Origin of the sequence: Chloracidobacterium sp. (assembly GCA_016715795.1) — a bacterium.
Taxonomy (GTDB): domain Bacteria; phylum Acidobacteriota; class Blastocatellia; order Pyrinomonadales; family Pyrinomonadaceae; genus OLB17.
In genome coordinates, this window is sequence record JADJXP010000002.1 from 792,099 (window position 1) to 816,243 (window position 24,145).

At 57.2% G+C, this 24,145-nt stretch carries 18 protein-coding genes; 10 read left to right on the forward strand and 8 right to left on the reverse strand.

Annotated elements, in window-relative coordinates; translation table 11 throughout:
• Positions 1-35: 35 nt before the first annotated feature.
• A complete protein-coding gene (locus IPM59_08555; GenBank protein ID MBK9215639.1) occupies positions 36-2,390 on the reverse strand; it encodes a serine/threonine protein kinase in 2,355 nt (784 codons plus the stop codon).
• Positions 2,383-2,952 (reverse strand): sigma-70 family RNA polymerase sigma factor, encoded by a 570-nt coding sequence (locus IPM59_08560; protein ID MBK9215640.1) that lies wholly within the window; start codon positions 2,950-2,952, stop codon positions 2,383-2,385. The genes IPM59_08555 and IPM59_08560 overlap by 8 nt, the downstream gene beginning before the upstream one ends.
• 166 nt (positions 2,953-3,118) lie before the next feature.
• Here IPM59_08560 and IPM59_08565 point away from each other — a divergent pair, with 166 nt between their 5' ends.
• The 6 genes from IPM59_08565 to xseB all read left to right on the forward strand — a co-directional run bounded on the left by IPM59_08565 (position 3,119) and on the right by xseB (position 12,591).
• Positions 3,119-5,680, forward strand: coding sequence for a hypothetical protein (locus IPM59_08565; protein ID MBK9215641.1), 2,562 nt, complete (start codon positions 3,119-3,121; stop codon positions 5,678-5,680).
• Between the two features lie 46 nt (positions 5,681-5,726).
• Complete coding sequence (locus tag IPM59_08570) at positions 5,727-8,018, forward strand: protein kinase (GenBank protein ID MBK9215642.1); 2,292 nt, start codon at positions 5,727-5,729, stop codon at positions 8,016-8,018.
• Positions 8,015-9,760, forward strand: coding sequence for a VWA domain-containing protein (locus IPM59_08575; protein ID MBK9215643.1), 1,746 nt, complete (start codon positions 8,015-8,017; stop codon positions 9,758-9,760). The genes IPM59_08570 and IPM59_08575 overlap by 4 nt, the downstream gene beginning before the upstream one ends.
• Before the next feature lie 522 nt (positions 9,761-10,282).
• Positions 10,283-11,602: an exodeoxyribonuclease VII large subunit gene (gene xseA, locus IPM59_08580; GenBank protein ID MBK9215644.1), complete on the forward strand. Its 1,320-nt coding sequence runs from the start codon at positions 10,283-10,285 to the stop codon at positions 11,600-11,602.
• On the forward strand, positions 11,602-12,366 hold the full coding sequence (locus IPM59_08585; protein ID MBK9215645.1) for a hypothetical protein: 765 nt from the start codon (positions 11,602-11,604) through the stop codon (positions 12,364-12,366). Before xseA ends, IPM59_08585 begins: the two co-directional genes overlap by 1 nt.
• Positions 12,367-12,591: an exodeoxyribonuclease VII small subunit gene (gene xseB, locus IPM59_08590; protein MBK9215646.1), complete on the forward strand. Its 225-nt coding sequence runs from the start codon at positions 12,367-12,369 to the stop codon at positions 12,589-12,591.
• Position 12,592: 1 nt separating this feature from the next.
• On the opposite strand, the gene IPM59_08595 is transcribed toward xseB, so the two are convergent.
• From IPM59_08595 to IPM59_08615, 5 genes are all read right to left on the reverse strand, one after another.
• Positions 12,593-12,853, reverse strand: a complete 261-nt coding sequence (locus IPM59_08595) for a hypothetical protein (protein ID MBK9215647.1) — start codon at positions 12,851-12,853, stop codon at positions 12,593-12,595.
• Positions 12,850-13,185: a redoxin domain-containing protein gene (locus tag IPM59_08600; GenBank protein ID MBK9215648.1), complete on the reverse strand. Its 336-nt coding sequence runs from the start codon at positions 13,183-13,185 to the stop codon at positions 12,850-12,852. The genes IPM59_08595 and IPM59_08600 overlap by 4 nt, the downstream gene beginning before the upstream one ends.
• A gap of 9 nt (positions 13,186-13,194) precedes the next feature.
• Positions 13,195-13,413 carry a redoxin domain-containing protein gene (locus IPM59_08605; GenBank protein ID MBK9215649.1) on the reverse strand — a complete coding sequence of 73 codons (219 nt, stop codon included), beginning with the start codon at positions 13,411-13,413 and terminating at the stop codon, positions 13,195-13,197.
• A gap of 79 nt (positions 13,414-13,492) precedes the next feature.
• A complete protein-coding gene (locus IPM59_08610) occupies positions 13,493-15,376 on the reverse strand; it encodes a phosphoenolpyruvate carboxykinase (GTP) (GenBank protein ID MBK9215650.1) in 1,884 nt (627 codons plus the stop codon).
• Positions 15,377-16,290: 914 nt separating this feature from the next.
• Positions 16,291-17,250, reverse strand: a complete 960-nt coding sequence (locus tag IPM59_08615; GenBank protein ID MBK9215651.1) for an RluA family pseudouridine synthase — start codon at positions 17,248-17,250, stop codon at positions 16,291-16,293.
• A 30-nt stretch (positions 17,251-17,280) separates the two neighbouring features.
• On the opposite strand from IPM59_08615, the gene IPM59_08620 reads away from it, so the two are divergent.
• From IPM59_08620 to IPM59_08630, 3 genes are all read left to right on the forward strand, one after another.
• Positions 17,281-19,941, forward strand: coding sequence for a hypothetical protein (locus IPM59_08620; GenBank protein MBK9215652.1), 2,661 nt, complete (start codon positions 17,281-17,283; stop codon positions 19,939-19,941).
• Between the two features lie 84 nt (positions 19,942-20,025).
• Positions 20,026-20,547 (forward strand): hypothetical protein, encoded by a 522-nt coding sequence (locus IPM59_08625; GenBank protein MBK9215653.1) that lies wholly within the window; start codon positions 20,026-20,028, stop codon positions 20,545-20,547.
• Positions 20,548-20,642: 95 nt separating this feature from the next.
• On the forward strand, positions 20,643-21,041 hold the full coding sequence (locus IPM59_08630; GenBank protein MBK9215654.1) for a DUF2541 family protein: 399 nt from the start codon (positions 20,643-20,645) through the stop codon (positions 21,039-21,041).
• A 1-nt stretch (position 21,042) separates the two neighbouring features.
• Here the strand turns inward: IPM59_08630 and IPM59_08635 are convergent, their stop codons facing one another.
• A complete protein-coding gene (locus tag IPM59_08635; protein MBK9215655.1) occupies positions 21,043-21,234 on the reverse strand; it encodes a hypothetical protein in 192 nt (63 codons plus the stop codon).
• Positions 21,235-21,295: 61 nt separating this feature from the next.
• On the opposite strand from IPM59_08635, the gene IPM59_08640 reads away from it, so the two are divergent.
• Positions 21,296-24,139 (forward strand): hypothetical protein, encoded by a 2,844-nt coding sequence (locus tag IPM59_08640; GenBank protein ID MBK9215656.1) that lies wholly within the window; start codon positions 21,296-21,298, stop codon positions 24,137-24,139.
• Positions 24,140-24,145 lie beyond the last annotated feature (6 nt).

A 24,145-nucleotide genomic window follows, 5' to 3' on the forward strand; every position in this document is an offset into this window, starting at 1 on the left:
GATGAAAGGGACGGGTGTCAGTCGCCCGTCCCTTTTTAGTTCTTACACCCTCGCATTGCGATTTCCACATCGGGGCCAACGCTGTTTGCCTTTTTGTATAGCTCTAGGCTCTGGCTCACGAAGCGATACCCCGCGATAGCCCGATTCGTTTTACAGAGGGTAAGTCCAAGCGTCAGCAGAGTTCGTGCCCGAACCAAGTCCGCCGGTGATTGCGAACGATCATTAATCTCGATCGCGGTTCGGCTCAACTTTTCGGCTTCCGCATATGCCGCCTGTTCCAATGCGGCCTGGGCCTGATAGTTAAGATTTCGCGTTAGGTAATTATTGGCTTCACCGATCGTATTTTTGTAGATAACCTCTCCCTCACGGAGAAGCCCGGCCGCCTCGGCGTAGTTCCGTTGTCGAACAAGGCATTCTCCGAGCTTGGTAAGGGCAACCCCAGTTTCCCATCGCGAATTACCCGGAAGGGAGCGAAAGCCACTGAGAGACTCGCGAAGCAAGAGTTCGCTTTCGACCAGATCACCTTGGGCGAGGATCGCGGCGCCCAGATTTAGCTTTATCTCGGCCGCCAGCCCGCGTTCGTTCGCCGCCATGTCGAGTCCGGCGATCGTGGTGGATGCCTCCCGAAGGATGCGGATCGCCTGATCGGTTTCGCCCCTCATCGCGAGTGTAGAACCCAAACCGTGGAGGGCTGCGGCGAGTAGGTACACCTCTCCACCGCGCTGTCCACGATCCTCATCTCGACGCAGCATGGAGATAAGCCTCTCGTAAAGCTGCGTTGCATCCTCCAGCTTCCCAAGCTGGAAAAGGGACTCGCCAAGCTCATCCGTCGTGATAAGCGTCTCGCGATGTGCCTCTCCATAGAGCTCGGTCTGGATCGCCAGCGCTGTTCGCAGGTATTTCTCGCCTAGAGGATAACGGCCCTGTGAGTTATAGGCGTTGGCGATCGTGCGATAGATCTTCGCCCGCACATCGGGCTGATCTGCAAGCTCAGTATCGATCCTAGGTACGATATTATCGAGCATTTGATTAATGGTCACATCGCGGCCTTGGCCGCCGGCTACGGAGTTCCAACTCTGATTTGAGTACGAAAGCATCTCTTGTAGGAATTGGTTTATTTTCTCGGCCTTTGCCCGCTCGGCCTCGGCGGCATCGCGCTGCTGCCTCGCGGCCCTTGCCTGCCAAGCTGTCGTGACGATACCGCCGATCAGGATCAGAACGAGTAATGTTGCCATTGCGACCCCGATCCGGTGTCGGCTGATGAACTTCGCCGTCCGATATGTCACCGAATCCTCACGGGCAATCACCGGCAGCCCCGCAAGATGTCGACGTATGTCATCAGAGAACTGCTCTACTGATGCGTAGCGTCTTTCAGGCTCCTTGCGAAGGGCTACTAGCACAATGTTCTCGACGTCGCCCGCGAGTTCACCGGCACTAACAAGACTTTCGTTTGCAGTGTTCCCAAATAGCTGCTTTTGCGGCGAGGTTGGAGCGTCCTCGCAGATGACTCTGATCATCTCCTCGGGGCTGCGTGTACCAAACTCGTAGGGCGATCTACCCACCAATATTTCGTAGAGCACCACGCCGAGACTGTAGATGTCTGAAGCCGTCGTTATCGCTCCGCCACGAATTTGTTCCGGGCTGGCATAATCAGGCGTGAATGCGCTGAGGCTAGTCATTGTCTGGGCCTGAGTCCCATCGTTTTCGAGGATCTTGGCGATACCAAAGTCGAGCAACTTCGGCCGTCCGTCGGGGGTGACAAATATGTTCGAGGGCTTAAGATCGCGGTGTACTACGAGCCTGCGATGAGCGAAGGCGACGGCTTCGCATACTTTTTGAAACAATCCTAGGCGTTCGTGAAGATTTAGGCGCTTTACAAATTCTGTGATCGGAATACCATCGACATATTCCATCACTAGGTAGGGAAGCCCATCTAACGTTGTTCCCCCATCTAGCAGACGAGCGATATACGGGTGCTGAAGATCGGCAAGGATCTGACGCTCGTGTAGGAATCGCCGGCGGACATTCGCCGTATCGAGGCCGGGCCGAACGATCTTGATGGCGACCTGATGACGAAATTCACCGTCGAACCGTTCGGCAAGAAAAACTGCCCCCATCCCACCATGGCCGATCTCGTCAAGTACCTTATATGGTCCGAACTCCTTACCGATGATCGATGATGAATCGCCTACAATGGACGAAACTGAAAATGCCGACAATTCAATAAAATCGCCCGCACTTTCGTGTGAAGCAAGCAGAGATTGAACTTCGTCGATCAGGGTCGGATCTGGTCCGCACCGGGCAGAAATAAACTGTGTCCTTTCCGCCTCTGGCTCGTCGAGGGCGGCTAGGAATATCTCCTTGGCTTTTTCCCAGTCACCGTCAGCCATTACTTCGTGATATCTCACGGTAAAGCCAGGCCTTTGCGACCGTCCATTCGCGTTTTACCGTTGCGGGAGAGATGCTGAGTGCATGAGCCGTTTCCTCGATAGTCAGCCCTCCAAAAAAGCGAAGCTCAACAATATTCCCTTGAAGACGATCTAACTCTTCAAGAGCACTGAGTGCATCGTCAAGGTCGACCAGGTCGAGGTCACGCCCCGTCGGATAGCTCACGGCCTCGTCCAGCGCCAGCCGCTGCCAAGCCCCACCACGTTTTTCTGCCTTTCGAGCGCGAGCGTGGTCTACAAGTATCTTCCTCATCAGGCGGGCAGCGACGGCAAAGAAATGTGCTCGATTCTGCCACGACACGTTCTTCCAGTCCACAAGGCGGATGTAGGCCTCGTGGACGAGGGCGGTGGCCTGCAGTGTATGCCCGGCCCGCTCATTGTTCAAATAACCTTGGGCAAGGCGACGCAACTCGTCATAGACGAGCGGTAGCAGTTTCTCAGGCGCCTCTCCGGACCCGTCACTCAATTCATGTAGAAGGAGCGTAACTTCGTGCGTTTCAGGCATTTTTGACAGGGTGATTATACTCCTTTTAATATTCGTAGCGACAAGAATTTTCCCCTCTTCGAGTTGAACCGGACATAGAATCGGCCCCGGAGCGTGCATTTTTAGGCCCTGCTGCAATCGTGATAAAATCCTTGCGTCATTATATGTTGGAGGTTTTTTCTGCCTGATGCGTCGAATTAAGCTATTTTGTGTTGCTTTTTGTGTCGCCTTCGCTGTCTTTGCTATCGTCAGTAACGATGCCCGAATGATCGAGCGTGCCCGGGGTTACTCCACGGGGCCGCCCGCGGGATTTACCGGTGCTCCAGACGAAACGACTTGCGCGGCTTGTCACTCTGGACCGAGCAATACGGGGCAATTTTCGATAACCGCTCCCACGTCGTATGTGCCAGGACAGACTTACCTCGTTCAGGTTCACCACGCGACTACCGATGCAACGCGCTTGCGTTGGGGCTTTCAGGTCACGTCGCTTTCAGGACAGACTCCTGCGGGCACATTCACCAGTCTCGGGCCGACCACCCAGATACTGACCGAGAATGGCCGCTCGTATGCGGAGCACACGCTCGAAGGGTCGTACGGTGGCCAGATCGGAGGTGCCGAATGGGCATTCAGTTGGACGGCACCGTCGACGGACATGGGCCCGATATCATTTTGGGCAGCCGGCAATCAGGCGGACGACAATGGTTCGAGCGACGGTGATCAGATATACACTGCGTCGGCCGTTATCGCCGTCGGTTCGCCGACGCCGACGCCGACAGCTACACCGACACCACCGCAGTATCAGATATTCGACATCGGTATCGCGCAGGCCGGTGATACCGCGTCGCAGGGCTTTGGAGTTTCGAGTGGCGGCGTTGCCGTCGGACGATCGTTCAGGCCGAGTAACGCCGGGACACAGGCCTTTAGCTGGACGGAGGGCGGCGGCCTGGTGGCGTTGCCGAATCTCGCGGGCCGCTCCTTCGCCGTATCGAACTCGGCTAATGACAACGGTATCGTTGTCGGGACCGGCGCGACAACGGCGTTCGGCTCAGGCAGACTGCCGCTGCAGTGGACCAACGGCAGCGTCGCGCAACTGACCCTCCCGCCGGGCGAAACACTCGGCGATGCGAACGACGTGAATAATTTTGGCGTCGTTGTCGGCTCCGTAGATGGCGGAAGCTTGCAGCAAGCGGTCTATTACAGTAATGGTGCTCCGGAGATCATTACGCAAACTACTACGGAAGGCAGTTTCTTTGTAACGGCCTTCGGTGTAAATAACTCGCGGCGCATTGTCGGCCAGGGTATAGACCCGCAGAATGCAGCCCGTAACGTAGGCATCGTCTATGACATCGGGACGGCCAACGCTTTTGAGGTCGGAGCGTTGCCAGGAGCCAATGGGGCGCTTGCCTTTGGTGTAAGCAACGCGGGCCACGTCGTCGGAGCGTCGATGATGAATCAGGGATCGGGGCTGCCGTATATCTGGACGCCGGGCATTGGTATTGCCGCGATCCCATTACCTGCCGGTACAACACAAGGTTCGGCGCGTGCCGTGAACTCTGCCGGATGGGCGGTTGGTACTGCCTCGTCGGCATTCGCGATACCGTTCCTATTCGACGGAACGTCGTCGTATCGTTTGCAGGACCTGATCCCGCCGGGCTCGGGCTGGGACCTGTCCACTAACACGTCGTCATCCGCCCTGGGTATCAGCGAAAATAACGTCATTGTCGGTACCGGTGTCCATAATGGCGAGACCCGTGCATACGCAATGGTTCCCGGAGCCGGCCCGACACCAACGCCGACACCGACACCAACGCCGACGCCGACACCGACACCGACACCAACGCCGACACCGACGCCGAGTCCTTCTCCGAGCCCAAGTCCGAGTGTGTCGCCGACGCCTTTGTATACGCGGGGTGACTATGATGGTGACAATAAGACGGATACGACGGTTTGGCGTCCGACGGCGTTTGCACCGAATCTGAGTGCGTTCTATACGCAGTATTCGGGCAACGGCAGCTTCTTTGGGATACAGTTTGGCAATACGGGCGATGTTGCCATCGCAGGTGACTTTGATGCTGATAATAGAACGGATTTTGGCGTGTCAAGGTTTACGACGGCCGATGGCGTCGATCTCATTTATCTGGAGAGTTCGACGAATACGGCCAAGTTCCCTGTCTGGGGCAACACCGGAGACATCTTCGTCTCAGGCGATTATGATGGCGACAAGAAGACAGACGTCATGGCATGGCGGCCATCGGACGGCACCTGGTACATAGTGAATTCGAGCGGTGCGAATGGCGGATTCACTTTTATCACGCACGGCCAGAACGGCGACAAGCCGTATGCGATGGACACGGACGGCGACGGGAAGGCCAATCTCGTCTATTTCCGCCCGTCAAGCGGCGATTGGGTTGTCCGCAACAACGACGGGAGCAGCACGACAACGAACTTCGGCCTCCCGGCTGACATACCCGTACCCGCAGACTACGACGGCGACAACAAGGACGACATCGCCGTGTTCCGTGACGGGCTGTGGATCGTGCGACGCAGTTCTGACGGCCAGGTCGAGTTCCAGCCGTTTGGCACAACGGGCGACATCCCTGTCCCGGGCGACTACGACGCGGACAACAAATACGACCGAGCCGTCTATCGCGGCGGCATCTGGCACATGCTCCGCTCGACGCAAGGCTACACCGGCGTCCAGTTCGGTGCAGCGACCGACACGCCTATGCCGAAGGCTTATGTACCGTGACCGTTTGCGGCCTTAACGATGTTATTCGAAGCGAAGTTGGATCGCGATGATGGAATGCCCTGATCTTGCCGGCCAGGTTTTGGATGGCAAATACGAGATGACCCGCGAACTCGGTCGCGGCGGCATGGGCACGGTCTATCTCGCGACGCATCTCGGCACCGAGCGGCCGGTCGCGATCAAGGTCATCGCTCCGCAATACATGGAGCGGGCCGAATTTATCGAGCGATTCCGGCGCGAAGCCCGCGCGGCCGGACGCCTGCGACATCCAAATGTTGTCAATGTAACCGATTTCGGCTTCGCCGAGACGCGCAATGGCCAGGTCGCCTATCTCGTAATGGAATATCTCGACGGCTGCACGCTGGGCGAGATCTTGGACGAGGAGAAGAACCTGCCGGTGGGGTGGACGCTCGATATTCTCGAGCAGGTGTGCTCAGCCGTCCATGCGGCCCACACACAGGGCATCATACATCGAGACCTCAAGCCCGATAACATTTGGCTAGAGCCAAACCAGCGTGGCGGTTATACCGTTAAAGTACTTGATTTTGGCATCGCGAAGCTCGAAGAGGATCCGGCAGAAAGATCAAACGGCGAGCGCATTCATATCACCGGAAATCCAACCTTCGCTGACAGCGGGACGACCACGCTTGACGGCGGAGAAAGCGGGACGATGACCGATCCCGTTGCGGCAAGTTATTTTGGTGAGGGCCCCGCGGTTGTAAAGAAAGGGGCCCAAGTGACAGCTCATCTGACGCCTGCAGCCAAAGAACAAAAAACCGCCATCTACGATGTACAGACAGATCAGGACACTATTGGGACGAAGGTATTCGTTGATGAGGTAGGTATTGCGCCTATCGCCGACGAATCCTCATTACCGCGGACCCTCTATGATCCAAAGACGTCGTCAGACCTGACACGTGTTGGGGCGGTGTTGGGAACGCCGCTATATATGTCGCCTGAGCAATGCCGCGGCGAGCATCTCGATGCAAGGTCGGACATCTACAGTCTCGGCGTGATCGCGTATCAGATGTTGTCGGGTTCGCCTCCATTCGAGGGTGATTTTAAGGATGTGATGGAGGCCCATAAGACGCTCGATCCGCCGAAGCTTCGTGCCCGCAAACTTCGGCGGAAGCTGAGGAGGACCATTCACTCAGCCCTCGATAAAGACCCCGAGAGAAGGCCGCAGACGGCTGAGGCATTCGCAAGCCAGTTGCGGTCGCGGTCCGAAGGTATTTGGGGACTGCTCCGGCGGGCGATGGTGATCTACAGCGAGCATCTGGGTAAGTTCGTCTCGCTATCGGCATTTTTTTCCGCCCCGATGATCGTTCTAACCCTGGCGATGCTCGGACTCTCCTTCCTGAAAGTCAGCGAAATGATGTCTGATACAGCGAGCGGCGTAGCTCTGTGGGCGGTAGGGCTGGCGCTGTCATTTGCGAGTGCCTTTTGCACAAACCTGATCATTGGTACGATAGGCTGGATCACGATCCAATATCTCTCTGTCCCACTCAGGCCCGTGCGTGTGCGGCCTGCGCTGAAGGAAGCACGTCGTAAATGGAAGCGCATTGCCGGCTCCGGCGTGTTAACCGCGATCCTGCCATTTGTGGTCGGCGGGGCTGTGGGCATTGCAGGATTCGTCGTTTTTGCCTTACTCGGACTAGCTCTTTATCCCTTTACGGATTCTTTTGCTGTGATCCCGATAACGGGAGCGATAGGCGCCGCCGGAGCCGGTCTGCTTGGATTCTTCTATTCATATATTGGGTGGATCTTGGTTCCACCAGTGGTGATGCTCGAGAACGTGGGAGTGATCGAAGCTTTGAGAAGGTCGCGGCACCTTGTACGTCGGTCCTTTGCGACTGCGACCGGGGCTGTGCTCATCATGTTTTTGCTTCCCGCACTAATCGCGGGCAGTATTTCATTCGTTGTGAATGTCTCGGCGAAGGCCTTTGATCCTGCGCCAAAGCCCGAGAGCGAACAAGCGAGCAACAACGATACGGCCCCGTCGGACACTGAACAGGATGAAGGGTGGTTTCGCTTCACCGTGAACAGTCCGGGCTCACCGAAGGTCAAGATCGAGGGGGCCGATATGCGTTCACGCGTGCGCCAGACGCTGTTGGAATCGCTGATCCAGATCTTTTGGCTGCCGGGTCAGATCGTCGTATTCTCGTTTTCGGCGATAATTGTTGCCCTGCTCTATTTGAAGACGAGGCTGGCCGGTGGTGAGTCGATGAATGATCTCATCGAACGATTTGACGACGACGGACGTCCAAAAAAGAAGTGGCAGGAACGCGTGCGTCAGCGCCTGATCCAGTCTGGACGAGTATCGAGCAATCCGAGCAGATGAGCACCTTCGCCAAACGATCTCTTCTCACAATCTGTCTGGTGTGTGCGGCGGCCCTGTCTGTAGACGCACAGACGCGCAAGCTTACCCTAACCGAGGGCGGATCGCTCGATGTGACCAATAACTTTGGCCGTGTCGGGGTAACGGCCGTCCCTGCCAAAGAAGATGAGATGCCCGCGGAATCGACCCTTACGGCGATCTCGAACAAGCCGGTGTTGGAGTCGGATATAAGGATCGCGGAAGGGCGAATAATGGTCCTACCGGCCGAGAAGAATAAGCGTATAGATCTGATCCTGACAGTTCCAGAACGAATGAAGGTCAGGGTTGGGACGGTTGACGGGGCTGTTGAGATCGTCGGTAACTTCGCCTCGGTCGAGGCTAACACAGACACCGGCACGATCGTTACGGACGTGCCAACTGACGAACTGAAGTACTCATGCCTGTGGACAGAATCTAAGCCGCGATACCTTGCCAATTTCGACATCGAAGAGGTCCAGGAAAAGAGTGGTGGCCGCTTTGTGATAAAGGGAAAGACAAACAAGAAGCGACAAGAGAAGGAGGCAGAAACGCGAGCGGCGGCGGGTGAGCCCGAAGAAAAGGGTTATCGTCGAACGGCTGTAGGCAGAACTGGCCGGGCCGTGTCTTTGAAATTAACAACTGCCCGAGGGATCATCTTGCTGAACGTGCCTCCGAGCGAAGTGCTGTCAGACCTTCGTGAGCGGCCTCTGACCGAGGCAGCGAAGGCGATAGTTCGCAGCGGCGACAGCCTCCTGACCGAGGCAATACGGAGGGCGTCACCGAAGTACTTTGGCGATTATCTGAGTACGCTCCCGCCGGTCAAGGGCGAACCGGCGTTTGCGGTCAAGCGAGCCCCTTTGGACGTGCCCATTTCGGCCATCAAGACCGCGACTGTGAGGGTTACTGATCTGAGGAACCGTGCTATGGATGGTTTGGATGCATCAGACTTTGAATTATCTGAGAATGGACAGCCCGGCGAGATCATTTCCGTCAAGCGTTCGATGGCGCCAGTAAATCTGGTGCTGCTCCTGGACGTTTCAGGAAGTGTCGAGAACTATGTGAATTTTATCCGGAAGGCAGCACGGAACTTTGTTGAGACGGTCGATGAGCGTGACCGTATTTCGATAGTCACCTTCAACGAGGATATCAAGAAGCTCACAGACTTTTCGACCGACAAAACGGCGCTGGCCCGGAGCCTTGATCTATTCGACGCCGGCGGAGGCACGGCGTATTACGACGCCCTCGCCTACACGATCGCCGACACGCTGAGACCGCTGAGAGGTGAGCGGTCGGCAATAGTGATCCTTACGGACGGAGACGACAATCGATCATTCCTGCCGTTCGAGTCGCTTGCCGGGTCGGTCCAGGAAAGCGGGGCGCTTGTTTATCCACTCTACGTGCCGTCAGGCTTGGTTGCTGCCTCTGAAACGGGAGCGGTGATCGACCCGATGCGGATGAAGTATATGTCGCTCTCTGCCAAGAGCGAAGGCGAAGGCGAACGCCTGGCCGCGATCTCGGGTGGGGTATATTACCCGATCCGTCAGATCGGCCAGATCCAGCAGGCCTATGACGACATCGTGGCCCAACTCCGCTCGGCCTACCTGATAACCTACCGCTCAGACACTACCGCAGCGGGTAGCGGCGTTTCGCCAAAGCTCAAGATAAGGTCGAAGCGGGAAAATACGTTTGCCACAGTGACGGCCGTCACTGCCGAAGCTCATCAGTAAACCGGTGCCCTTCGCTATCTCACGGTCAGGAAGGGGCGACGACCCGGAATCGGCCGTTTTGTATCGACATTTTGGTCAGTTGTATCGACAATTTTCCCTGGTTGTATCGACATTTTTTAAGAAAGACCGACTCAGCTTGTCCCGCCATTAGTCATTTTGAGGCGCCACGATCATCGACCGTGCTTATCCCACCTTAAACGCCGTACTCGTCCTATTGGTTGGTCACGCTGCTCGTCCCGCCGCTGATGGCCGAAAACGGGCCCTTTATCCCGCCGCTCGTTCTACGCAAACTATGCATTATTGAGAGATCTAAGTCATATTGTGCATTCTCGCGTCAAAGTAAGAGATCCCGCATTGTGACCGCGTGTCGTCTGCTGTGCGGGCCGGGCATCAAATTATTCCCTTTTTTTATGCGAAGGCGAATGAGCTGGCGGACCGATCGGCCAGCGCGGCGGTCGGAGAGGATCACCTTCTTGTCAGTTCTTTGTGCCCCGAGCTGGTTATATGTTCAAATTGAATCGAGTGGAAGAACCTCTGTTCCAAGCATTGTTTGAGCAGGATGAGAGCCGGCCGTTGACGGTCTCGGAGCTAAATGCAGAGGTGCGCGCCTTCTTAGAACGCTCGTTTGCCAGTGTTTGGGTCGAAGGTGAGGTGGTGAATTTTGCCAAGGCGGCGTCGGGGCACTGGTATTTCAACCTCAACGACGGCGATGCGCAGGTCAAATGCGTGTGCTGGAAGGGAACAAATTATAGGATCAAATTCACGCCTGAGAACGGTATCACCGTGCGTCTTCGCGGAAAAGTTACGGTCTATGAGGCGGGCGGCAGCTATCAACTCGTCGTAGAATCGCTTGAACCGTCGGGTGAGGGCGCTCTGCGCGCAGCATTTGAGCAGATCAGGTCGAGGCTTGAGGGCGAAGGGTTATTCGCGGATGAACTGAAGCGCGTGATACCGTTCATTCCGCGACGCGTCGGCGTGATCACGAGCAGGTCAGGAGCGGCATTTCAGGACATTCTGACGGTTCTGACGCGGCGTGCGCGGTCGGTCAGCATTTTACTGGCTCCCGCTTTGGTTCAAGGCGAGGGAGCGGCCGACAGCATTCGCCGGGCGTTGATCGCGTTGAATGGATACAACAGCGGTTTGCCCGCCGCTGAGCGCCTCGACGTGGTGATAATCGGACGCGGCGGCGGGTCGGCCGAGGACCTATGGGCGTTTAACGACGAGGCCTTGGCGAGGGCCGTGCGCTCGAGCGAGATACCTGTGATCTCGGCCGTCGGGCATGCCATCGACGAGTCGATCTCAGATCTCGTGGCGGATGTATGTGCTCCAACGCCTTCGGCGGCGGCAGAGATGGTCGCCGCGAGGGAAGAGGATATCGTTAACGCGCTCGTTTCGTATGGCGACCGGTGCTGCGATCTGACCGAACGCAGGATCTACGAGGCGAACGCCCGGCTTGATCTGGCATCGAGTGGTTTGGAGAGCAGCTTTGAGGGCAGAGTTCGAGAGGCAAAGGACCGTTTTTCGGGCGTGGCATCCCGATTCACGCCGACCGCCATCCAAGCCAGGGCCGCGCGGTTGGGACACAGGGTCGATACGGCCTTTCAGCGGGCCGATGTGGCCGTCGGCAGGTCGATGAAAGCGCGTGAGGCCCGACTCGAACAGGATATGGCAAAGCTCAACGCCCTTTCGCCGCTCGCGGTGCTCACGCGGGGCTATTCCATCACGCAAACGGCCGCTGGCAGCGTGCTGCGTGACGCGGGACAAGCGAAGGCCGGCGATAAATTGAAAATACGCCTTGAGCGTGGGAAACTGGACGCCGAGGTCACGGCCACTGAAGTTTGATGTCTGAATTTCGCGTTATTCTTGACAACGAACCGGCGCAGAGCGTTCGCTCAGCACCGCAGCCGCCATTTGAGAGTGTTTCTCAACGAAATGGCCGGAAGGGCAAGGTGCTCGGGATCATGGTCGCGGTCGCGGCCTGCGTTGCCGCTATTGGCGGGCTCACCGCTTGGTTGTATTACCAGAGCCTGAAGGATGAACCGCAGTACGCTCTGGCTCTGCTTGTTGACGCCGCCAAACGGGACGACCAGCAGACGATAAACGAGATAATCGACATCGATGCGGTGGTGGATGATTTCATGCCTCAGATTGTGAAAAAGGCCGTGGAGATGTACGGCCGCGGCGTGCCGCAGCCGGTCATCGACAAGATGTCGCGGCTCGCTGATCCACTGATGCCCGCGATCAAGGACCGGGCGCGAACGCAGTTGGCAAAGGTCATTCGCGACCGCACCGAACGCTACGGTCGCGTCCCGTTCTTTATGATGGTAATTGGCGCCGGGCGATACCTCGACATTAACGCAGCGGGCGATACAGCGATCGTACGGAGCAGGTCCAGCGAACGGCTCGAATTGAAGATGAGCAAGGTCGGCGGCAAGTGGAAGGTCGTTGGTCTCAACGACGACCAACTTGCGACCGATATTGCGCGCACGGTCGGCCAACAACTGATCGAGTTTGCTACGCGCGGTCTGACCAAGAAGGCAGCTGAGACCTTCGGTGTGGGCAACCTCGCAGACCTGCTGCGGCAGGCGGAAGAACTGGTGAGATAAATGGAAAAAACCTTTGAAGCGTCGCTCGCGGAACTTGAAGAGATCGTTACCAAGCTCGAGGACGGCGACCTGCCGCTCGAGGCGAGCCTAGAATTATTTGAGAAGGGGATCAAGCTCTCACGCGAATGTCGGCAGCGGCTTACAAACGCCGAGCGGCGGATCGAGGTCTTGATCAAGGACGCCGACGGCCTTCATGTCGAGGAGCTTGCCACCGACGACAGATAGGCTATCGCGTCGCGACCATCAGGATCGCGAGGGCCGCAAAGAGCACGCCGACAAACGCCAGCACGACCAGCGCGACGATCACCGAATAGATAATAATGCCGGTCTGATTGTCTTTCCCCGTCTTGCCGTTATAGCCTTTGCCGCACGAAAGGCACTTAACATGGCTGAGGACCTTTGGGCCGAGGAGGCCGCCCCACCAGGTAAACTTAACTTTTTCGGCGTTTGCTGCGCCGCAGAATGGGCATGGTGCGTAATTTGTCATGGTTTTGGCGGCGCAACGACCAGTTTCTTCTCCATCAAGCTGCAAGTTTCGAGCGTACTCGTCGGGTCGATCGCTAAATTATCGAGGACGACCTGGCGGATCTTGCCTTCTTTATCGACTACGAACGTGCCGCGTTTGCCGTAGCCGCCGGCCTCATTAAACAGGCCATACTGTTTTGTAACGGCCCCGCCCCAATCGCTCAGCAGCTGAAAGCCGCTGATGCCAATCTTTTCGGCGAAGGCCTTGTTCGAGAATCTCGAATCCATCGAGATGCCCAAAACTTTTGTGTTCGCTGCCTCGAAGTTTGCGATACCAGCCTGGTACGCCTGCAATTCCTTCGTTCAGCCGCCCGTGAAAGCAAAAACATAAAAGGCCAGGACAACATTGTGCTTGCCTCGAAAATCGCTGAGGTTGACCTTATGTCCCGTGGTATCGCTCAACGTGAAATTCGGAGCAAGGTCGCCGACCTTTAACTGTGTCGGTACAAGGGCGTCCTTTTGGGCCAGAACGGCTGAGCCCAGCAGTAGGAGATATAATGCCGATATCAATATCCTTTTCATACGAGGCTCCCAAGACTGACTTGTACAGCCAAGTCTACATCAAAAAAGCGGCTCTGACGAGCCGCTTCCTCACTAGATCTTAACCGGCGGCCTTAACGGCACCTTCGGGTTCTGGCCTCGATGCGGCGAGACCGAGTTCCGGCGAACGCCATAGATTGGAGACGAGCAATTCTCGTATGAACGTCATCTCCTTTGGTAAGCGGTCGTATAGCTTAAAGAAAAGCTCGTCGTGCAGGGCGATCTCCTTGAGCCAGAGGTTGCGGTCGAGATTCATGACGGCATTAAATTGCTCTTCCGTAAAATCGAGGCCGCGAAAATCCAGGTCCTGATAACGAGGCTGCCACCCTAATGGAGTCTCGATGCCTTTTGAACCGCCGCGAGATCTTTCTACGATCCACTTTAGCACCCTCATGTTTTCGCCATAACCCGGCCACGCAAACTTGCCGTTCTCGTCCTTCAGGAACCAATTGACGCTAAAGATGCGCGGCGGATCGGGGATCTGGCGGCCAAAGTTGAGCCAGTGTGAAAAGTAATCGCCCATGTGATAACCGGCGAAGGGAAGCATCGCGAACGGATCGCGGCGAACTTCGCCGATATTGCCAAATGCGGCGGCGGTCATCTCAGACCCCATCGTCGCGGCCATGTAAACACCAAAGGCCCAGTTGAAGCTCTGCTGCACAAGCGGCACGACCGAATTGCGGCGGCCGCCGAAGATAAAGGCGGAGACCGGCACGCCGGTCGGGTCATTGAATCTTTCATCGGCGACCGGGCACTGCGTGATCGGTGCGGTAAATCTCGAGTTCGGATGGGCGGCTTTTCCTTCACTTGCCGGCGTCCAGTCGTTGCCTTGCCAGTCGATGGCGTGGGCCGGGGCATCACCGTCCATGCCTTCCCACCAAACGTCGCCGTCGTCGGTCAGGGCCACGTTCGTAAAGATCGTGTTCTCCTTGATCGATTCCATGGCGTTGGGATTTGTCGAATAATTCGTGCCCGGGGCGACGCCAAAGAAGCCGTTCTCGGGGTTGATCGCACGCAATTTGCCGGTGTCGTCGGGCTTGATCCAGGCGATGTCGTCGCCGACGGTGGTGATCTTCCAACCTTCTTCCTGAAACGGTTTCGGCGGGATGAGCATAGCGAAATTCGTCTTACCGCACGCCGAAGGGAACGCCGCGCAGACGTAATCTTTCTTGCCGTCGGGCGATTCGACGCCGACGATCAGCATGTGCTCGGCGAGCCAGCCCTGGGCGCGGCCGAGGGTCGAAGCGATACGCAGGGCGAGGCATTTCTTGCCCAAAAGTGCATTGCCGCCGTAGCCGGAGCCGTAGGAAACGATCGAATTTTCCTCAGGAAAATGAACAATATACTTATCTTTCGGGTCCGGCGAGCACGGCCATGCGACGTCTGCCTGGCCATCGCTCAACGGCATTCCGACCGAGTGCAGACAACGCGTAAATTCACCGTCGCCGAGAGCCTCAAGAGCCTCGGTGCCCATGCGCGTCATTATCTTCATATTGACGGCGGCGTAGGCCGAATCGGTCAATTGCACGCCGAATTGCGATATCGGCGAGCCGATCGGGCCCATGCAGAACGGCACGACGTACATCGTGCGGCCCGACATGCAGCCGTCGAATTTCTTTTTGAGAATGGCCTTCATCTCGACGGGAGCCATCCAATTGTTGGTTGGGCCGGCGTCGCCCTTGGCACGTGAGCAGATGTAAGTGCGGTCCTCAACGCGGGCGACATCGCTCGGATGCGAGCGGGCCAGGAACGAATTCGGCCGCTTTTCGGGGTTCAGCTTGATGAACGTGCCCGAATCGACCATTTCCTGACACATGCGTTCGTACTCGGCCTGTGAGCCGTCGCACCAGACTACATTCGCCGGCTTGCACAGCTCCACGGCCTCGGTGACGAACTTGATCAGCTCTTCGTTCGTGATGTTTGAAGGTATCGATATCTCTGCCATAACAAAAGTTTCTCCAACCTAGGATTCTATTAAACGGCCGCCAAAAAACATATAAAACGAGTAATTAGCGACAGTTTCAGCGGTTATTCGTATAGCTTATCACAAAATAGGGAAGGTATTAGGTGATCGGCATTAGGTAGTAATGGTTCAGTTTCAAATTGTGATCGTCTCTGCGATCTCTGCGAAACTCTCTCCGTTCTCCGCGTGGAATGTTTGCTGAGGTTTTTTCCACGCAGAGAACGCAGAGAATGAAACGCAGAGTTCGCGGAGAGGCGGTTTTTCAAACTGAACCACTACCCATTAGGTGATAGGTGTGACAAACACCTAATACCGAACCCAAGACGCGGGACGCTTGTGTCCCGCGTATGACCAACTGCATTTTCGTATGACCCACGCGCATGCAAAACGGACCGTTTTTGTGACGCACGGCCTTTCGGTCCGTTCGCTCCGTCCATCCGTTCAGTCCATCCACCGGAAAGTAGGCCGTAGCGGTAGTCAGCAGATCGCCTGGCCTGTCTCAGAAAGGGACAAATGCAAGAGCGTTGGGTGCAGCCCGACGGCAAGGCGGCCCCTGCGCGTGTGTTCCTGAAGGGGACATATAAACGTTCGCAGTTTAGGCGGTCGAGACGCAGATCTGTCCCTTACAGGGACATGATCCTGTGTAGATCGCTATCGTCGGGATGCTCCCGACGCTATTACATGGCTCCCTTTCAGGGAACGGACCACAAAATAGGGCTTGACAAGGTATTGCATCGTTTAATGACGATCCAATGCTCGTGATGAGGCTCGCGTAATCGGCCGTCGCGCAGCGACCGGTGGACGGGTCATTCGTCGCGACGCGACGAGGTCGGCATTCGTTTGGCTTCCGTGGGTTGAAACCCACGGCTAATGTCAATCCACCGCTACGTGGTGAGTCAGACGAATTCGCGCGGGATCGTGGTTTGGAATTGGAGCGGCTCGTTGGTTGCGGGGTGAGGGAAGTCGAGGCGGCGGGCGTGGAGGCAGAGTCTGGCATGCTCGCGGGTGGCGCGTTGTTGGTCGCCGAGGATGGGGTGGCCGATCGATTGGCAGTGGATGCGGAGTTGGTTGGTGCGGCCCGTGACGGGTTCTAATTCGACGAGGGTCGTGTCGGCGTCGAGGTTGCGGGAGAGGACGCGGTAGTTTGTGACGGAGTGTTTGCCTCTGGGGTGGACGCTCCATTGTTTTTGCATCGCATGGCGGCCGATCGGGGCGGTGATCGTACCGGCGTCGTCGGGGATCAGCCCCTCGACGAGGGCGATGTAGAGCTTTTTGACCTGTTTGCGCATGAAGCTTTTTGAAAGATTTCGATGGGCTAATGGGGTTTTTGCAACCACTATTAGGCCTGAGGTGTTCTTATCTAATCTATGGACTAAGCCCGGACGTACGGCGGCGGCGTAGCCGCTTTTTTCTTTGGTGTCGTTCGGAAAAGCGGAGCTTTTCCGCAAATAGGCGGGCGAAGCCCGAAGAGAGTCGCGGTTCAGGTGGTATGTGAGAGCATTCAAGAGCGTGCCGGTCTTTTCGCGGTGTGAGGGGTGGACGAGCATGCCGGCGGGTTTGTTGACGACGATCAGGTGGGCGTCTTCGAAGACGATCTCGAGCGGGATGTCTTCGGGGCGCATTGAGGTGCCGCGGGTTGCGTCGTAGGTTACCTCGATGAAATCGACGGGACGCAGGCGGCGGCCGCTGTTTTCGTGGGTGCCGTTTACCTCGACGTGGCCGTCGCGCACTAGTTCGCGGATGTACATTTTGCTGAGTTGGGGCAAGTGGTCGGTCAGGTATGCGCCGAGCTTTTGTTTGTGGCTTTCGGGCTCGACCTCGAAAGTCAGCCGCGTGATTTGTTCGCTTGCGGGCACGGGTGTAGATTCTAACGCGTGGCAGACACAATGGAAAAACTGATCGCCGGGCTGCCCGACAGCGGTGCCGCGCGGCGGTTTGTCGAGGACCTCGCGGCCAAACATCCCGAGCATCATTCGCGACTGATGGCGAATGTCGCGTTGCTATCAGATGCCGCAACGCTGGCGGCGTTTAGCCCGCTGCTCGCGACCACTCTGCTGCAGACGCCGGAATACCTCTGGTGGCTGGATGAGAAAAGGCGCTCTGTAATAGATCGTGACAAGGGCGCGCTGCTCGCATCGCTCAGACGCTTTGCCGAGGCAAGCCCCCCACTCGATTCGCAGGTGATATTCACGCGGTTTCGACGGCGGGAATTACTGCGGATATATCTGCGCGACATTCGCCGGCTGGCGACGATCGCCGAGATCACCGAAGAGATATCGAATCTCGCCGACGCGACGCTGGAATTAGCGTTGGACATGGCTCGCGGCGAGATCGTTGAGCGATATGGCGAGGCGGGCAATGACGCCGCATTTTGCGTGATCGCCCTCGGCAAGCTCGGCTCGCGCGAGCTGAATTATTCATCAGATATCGACCTTGTTTTTCTTTATTCCGATGAAGGCATTTCGACTGGCGGGCGACGTGATGCGGTGACGAATCGCGAATATTTCGTCAAGCTCGCTGAGCACATGATCAAGCTGATCGGCGTGCATTCGGGCGAAGGGACCGCGTATCGCGTCGATGTCAGGCTGCGTCCGCACGGCACGCTTGGGCCGCTGGCGGTGTCGTTTCCGGATACGGTTCGCTACTACCAGAACGACGCCCGGCCGTGGGAGAGGCAGGTGATGGTGCGTTCGCGATGTTCGGCGGGCGACGCGGCATTGTTTAAGCGTTTCTATGGTGAGATCGAGCCATTGGTTTTTGTTAAGGATGAGACCGTCGAGACGGCTTTGGCGAACGCGCGGGCCTCGAAGGACAAGATCGACCTGCACGCCCGCGGCGGCGGGTTTAACGTCAAGCTCGGCCGCGGCGGCATTCGCGAGATCGAATTTATCGCACAGGCGTTGCAACTTGCGTATGGCGGGCGAGACCGGTGGCTGCGTGAGGGGCACACGTTGATCTCGCTCGCGCGGTTGGCGGATCGAGGGCATCTGAGCGAGACGGAACTGACGGAACTATCGTCGGCGTATGAGTTCTTGAGACGGACCGAACACGTTCTGCAGATGGAGAACGGGCTGCAGACGCATACCGTGCCGGACGACGCGGCCAAGCGTGCTTTGCTCGCTCGTCGTATCGAAATGGCCGGCGGCGGCGAGTTTGAGAGCGACCTCGTTAGGCATTCGGAGAATGTGGCGCGGATATTTACCCGCGTCTTTGGCGAGGCCGCACGCGAGGAAACTACCGCGAGCATTGAGGTCTCGCGTGCCCCTGACCGGACGCGGGCACATGTGATGGCATCGCTCGACAAGGCCGGGATCGATGTCGGCGGCAATACGCCTGTCCTGGAGCGCCTGATCGAGGTTTCGCCTCGATTTGCGGCGATGATAGCGGCGAATCCGCAGCTTGTCGACGAGCTTGGGCGGCTCGATGACGGTGAACCGAACTACGCGGAAGTGCTGATGACGGCTGTTACGGATGCAAGCGGTTTTCGCGAGCGCCTGAGCTCATTGAGAAAGACCTGGTCGCGGCTGTTGTTGAAGATCGTCGTTCGCGACGTATATGGACAGGCAAATATGTTTGAGGCCAAACGGCTGCAGACCCAGCTCGGCGAGGCGAGCATCGCAGCGGCGATAGAGGTCGTGAGGGTTGAGTTGTCGAGAAAGTTCGTGGCCGAGATCGATGTGCTGCATTTGGCCGTTCTCGGCCTGGGCAAACTCGGGGGACGCGGGCTGGATTACGATTCCGACCTCGACATGGTGCTTGTCTATGACGACGAGCGACCGCCACCCGTCGATAAGCTGACATCAGCAGAATTCTATGCACGGGCGGCCGAATTGCTCGTGACGACGCTATCCTCGATGACGCGCGACGGCAGCTTGTATCGCGTGGACCTGCGGCTGCGGCCATACGGATCAAAAGGGCTGACCGCGATGCCGGCTTCCGGATTTCTCGACTACATGCGGGATACGGCGGCCGTCTGGGAGATGCTCGCGTTCGTAAAGCTGCGTGCGGCGGGCGGCGACGTGAAGCTCGGTGAAATGGCCGAGTCCGGGGCTCGGCGGATCATCCACGAACGAGCCTTAGCTACCAATCGTGCCGAACTCGCCGCTGAGACACGCCGCGTCAGGCTCGCACTCGAAAAACAACGTTCGCAGGCGCGTCGCGGGAAAGAGATCGACATCAAATACGGCGAGGGGGGCATGCTCGACGTCTATTTTGCAATGCGTTACCTGCAACTCGTGCACAATATTCCCGACGACACGGGCGACCGCTCGACCGTTTCGATGCTCGACCGGCTGGCCTCGATTGATACGTTGAAGGACGCAAGGGCCGAGCTTGCCGCCCTGCGCGACGGCTACCGTTTTCTCTCAGCCCTCGATCACAACCTCAGACTGACCGTGGGCCGCACGACGCGCGTGCCGCTCGGAAAGCAAGGTGTTTTGGAGATGATTGGTAGGAGAATGGGCCTTGGCTCATCCGTGGAATTGCTCCAACAGTTGACTCTCGATCGGATCGGGATTCGAGAAGCATTCGAGGAGTTGGTCGGATGACCTATGGTGCTTGCAAACGGCCATCGTGATATAGTTTCAAGTATTATTTCGAGAACAACCTGACTAGTAACTTGGAGGATCCGTATGAAGAAGTTATTTTGTTGCCTTTTATTGACCTGCCTTCTAACTTGGTCGTCGTTGGCCGGCCTTGTTGGATTCGCTGATAAGACCGTCGTCGTCCCCGACGGCACTGAGATATCCGCGGTGACGACGGAGACGATATCCAGCAAGACCGCCCACGAGGACGATGCGATCACATTTAAGGTTGACGAAGACGTCATCATCAATGGGGCGATAGTGATAGCAAAGGGAGCTATTCTGAAAGGTGTCGTGACAAACGCAAAGAAGAGCGGATTCTTTGGCAAAGGCGGCCAACTCAACATTAGAGTTGAATCGACGGTAACGGTCGATGGCCAGAAACTTAAGGTCCGAGCTTCCAAAGGTAAAGAGGGAAACGACAAGACCGGGACGACAGTAGCGCTGGTAATTCTGTTCGGACCCCTTGGCTTTCTAAAGAAAGGTAAGAACGCCGAGATCAAGGAAGGGACAAAGATCAAGGTCTTCACGGACGAGGAAAAGTCAGTTAAAGTCACCACGCAGCCATAATTACGGGGACGACGTTTTCCGGCTTTTTCTTCGGCTTGCGCGTCCAATGGGGTGCGATTATGATATGCGCGCAAACTTTCTGGAGGTAAAAGTTAATGTTAAAACGCAGTTTCTTTGCGGTTGCAATACTTGCAGCCGTGTTTGTTGTCTTTGGTTCTGAGGCGAATGCTCAGGGCGGCACGTTTCTTGGAGCCCGAACGGTGCCGGACCGGTCGGATCATGACACGCTTGTTGTCGGATCAAAACGTGGATACTTTCGCCGGCTGCAGTTCCGCGTGAAGGTGCACGGCGTTGATTTTCACAAGGTAAAGGTCCACTACGGCAATGGCGGCAGTGAAGAGATCGATCTGCGTGATCGGATCCCCGCGGGCGGGCAGACTCGCTGGATCGACCTGAACGGCGGTAGTCGAACGATCGAGAAGATCGAGTTCTGGTATGACGCTGTCACGACTCGCGGAAGAGGGGCAAAAGTAAATATTTGGGGAGCCAGATGACCTAAGCCGTCACCTCATGACGGCCGTCATCCTCATACCAGCACCGTATGCAAATGCGGTGCTTTTTTCTTTCTTTCGGCGTGTATTCGGCTGACGCTGGCAGGCGTTCGGCAAGCATTTTCTCGTCGTCGGTCAGGTCGGGCCAGCGTCGCATAGCTCGCGAGTGGCAGCGCGGACAGGTTTCGTTCGTCATCGTCTGCTATAATCTCACAATATCAGAAACATTTTCCGCCGCTCGGAAGTACTCTCGTTCAATGAAAAAAGCCAGATATTCGCTCGCCCTGTTGACGTGTCTCGTTGTATCGCAATTTGCCTCGGGCCAGCCGCAGGAGAAGTTCGATTTTTACGCTCGTGGGCCGTATTCGGCCGGAGTGCCACGGCCGCAGGCGTCGCTGCGGTTTGACGTTGGTGATCATCACACGACATACGCTCAGATGGAGCGCGTGATCGAGAACATCGCGGCTGCTGCGCCGTCGCGGGTTCGTGTTTTCGATATCGGGCTGACGAACGAGCATCGGATGATGCACGTCGTTGCGGTCTCGTCGCCCGAGAATATCGCACTTCTCGATGAGATCAAATCGAATATTGCCCGGCTGGCCGACCCGCGACGGACGTCGACGGCCGAGGCCGCAACGATCGCGCAAAACACGCCCGCCATCGCCTGGATGGCATATACGATCCACGGCAACGAATCGGCTTCGTTCGAGGCTATGATGCAGGTCGCGTATCAGCTTGCGGCATCGGACGAGCCGGCGACGCTTGAGATATTGCGGAACTGCGTCGTGCTGATCGTGACGGGCGAGAATCCTGACGGGCATGAGCGGTTTGCGACCTGGTATAACTCAGTTGCGACGGGCGACGCCAATCGCAACGCGATCGAGCACGGCGAGCCCTGGAGCGTTTACGGACGCCTGAGCCATTACCGGTTCGACCTCAACCGCGACACGCTCGCGATGACGCAGAAAGAGACGCAGAACCTGGCCCGTGCCTTTCAGGAATGGAACCCGCAGGTCGCCGTCGATCATCACGGGCAGGTATCGCAGTTCTTTTTTCCGCCCACTGCGCTGCCGATCAACCCAAATCTGCCGCAGCCCGTGACGTCGAAATGGGAAACGACATATGGCCGCGCGAACGCGCGAGCTTTTGACGCAAATCGCTGGGAATATTACGTGCGAGACGTTTTTGACGCCTTCTATCCGGGCTATTGGGATATGTATCCGAATCTCAACGGAGCGACGGGCATGACGTATGAGACCGATGGCGGAGGCACGAAGGGGCTGCGGTGGACCCGCGACGACGGGACGATCGCCACACTGCGATCGGCGATAGCAAAGCATTATGTTGCGTCGATGACAACGCTTGAAACGACGGCGGCAAACCGGGCGGAAAAGCTCAGGGACTACTACGAATTCCGTGCTGCGGCCATGCGTGGCCATTCAACGGCAAAGCTCCGCCGTGTCATCATCGATCCTGCAAAGGACACGGTGAAGGCGGCTGAACTGGTAGAGATACTTCAGCGTTCAAAGATCGAGGTCGGTGTGACAACTCAGCCTTTCACATCGCAAACGGCACACGCATATTATACCAACAGCCCGGCGATGACGAAGACATTCGCGGCCGGCTCTTACGTCGTCGATCTCAACCAGCCGCAGCGCCTGCTGATCAAGGCCATACTCGAACCTGACACGCCGCAGGATAAGGCATTCGTTGACGAGAACCTTGCACGGTTCCGTCGCAATCAGATGAAGGGTGCCGGGCAGTCGAAGGAGGACTACGGTTTCTATGACATCACGGCGTGGTCGCTGCCGCTGGCCTTCGGCATCGATGCGTGGTGGACGGAGGACGCGGGAGCCATCGCAACAAGCGCCGTAACGGCTGAGAAGATCGCGGCCGCGCGGCGCGGAAGCGTTGCCGGACGGGCCCAGGCGGCGTATATCATTCCTTACAAGACCGATTCGACGGCTGCACTTGTGACGCGGCTGATGCAGAGCGGTTATCGCGTCGCAGTCGCCACAAAGCAGATGAATGCGGGCGGACGAAACTGGCCGCGAGGCACATTCGTCATTCGCGTCAATCGCAATCCTGAGTCAGTTCACGACACGATTACCCGGCTGGCCGGTGAGATGGGGGTGCATGTAACTTCTGTCAATACAGGGTTTACGGACGAGGGTGACACCGGGATCGGAGGTGAGAATGTGATATCGCTTCGCGAGCCAAAGATCGCCATGGCGGCCGACGAGGCAGTCAATCAGACGTCGTATGGATCGATCTGGTGGTCATTCGACCGGTACGGCATCAGGTTCACTCCGTTGAGCATAAGGGCGATCCGCAGCGGAGCTCTCAAGGATTACAACGTACTGATCCTGCCCGACGGTTCGGCGAGCCAGTATAACGCGCTGTTTGGCCCGGGCGGCATTGCCGAGCTCAAGCGTTGGACCGAGAATGGCGGCACGCTCGTCACGGTAAGGGCCGCATCGGTCTTTGCCGCCATCAAGAGCGTAGGGCTGACGACGACGCGCCTTGTCGGGACCGACGAGGATGAAGAAAAGGGCAAGATCAAGCAAGACGACGCGAAGACAGCGTCACCCAGCCCGACACCGACAGATGGGAAAGGTCAAGGTGCCAGAAAGGAACCCGATGCTAACCCTTCGCGCAAAGAGTTGGCTACCGATCGGGGCGATGGTATGAGCTCGGGCCTGCCACCGATAGCGTCGCCCTCTGCAGACGCCAACAATGTGCCGGTCCCGCTGCCCGGCTCGATAATGCGGGCAACGGTCGACCGGACGACATATCTCACGTATGGTATCGAGCAGGATGAGATGCCTGTGCTGCTCGCGAGCGGCTATTTCTTCCGGTACTCGAAAGAGGGAGCAAACGCCGTAGTCTTTGATGCGAAACCCGCGCGCCCACTGACGCTTTCAGGCTTTGTCTGGCCCGATAATACCGAACGCCTGCTCGCCGGAACGTCATACGTCATCGACGAATCGCAGGGCAGCGGCCACGTCATTCTGTTTGCCGAGGAGCCGTTCTTTCGCGGGATATTCCGCTCGAACGCGCGGCTCTTCTTTAACTCGATCTTGTTCAACGGAGTATTTTAGGCACAT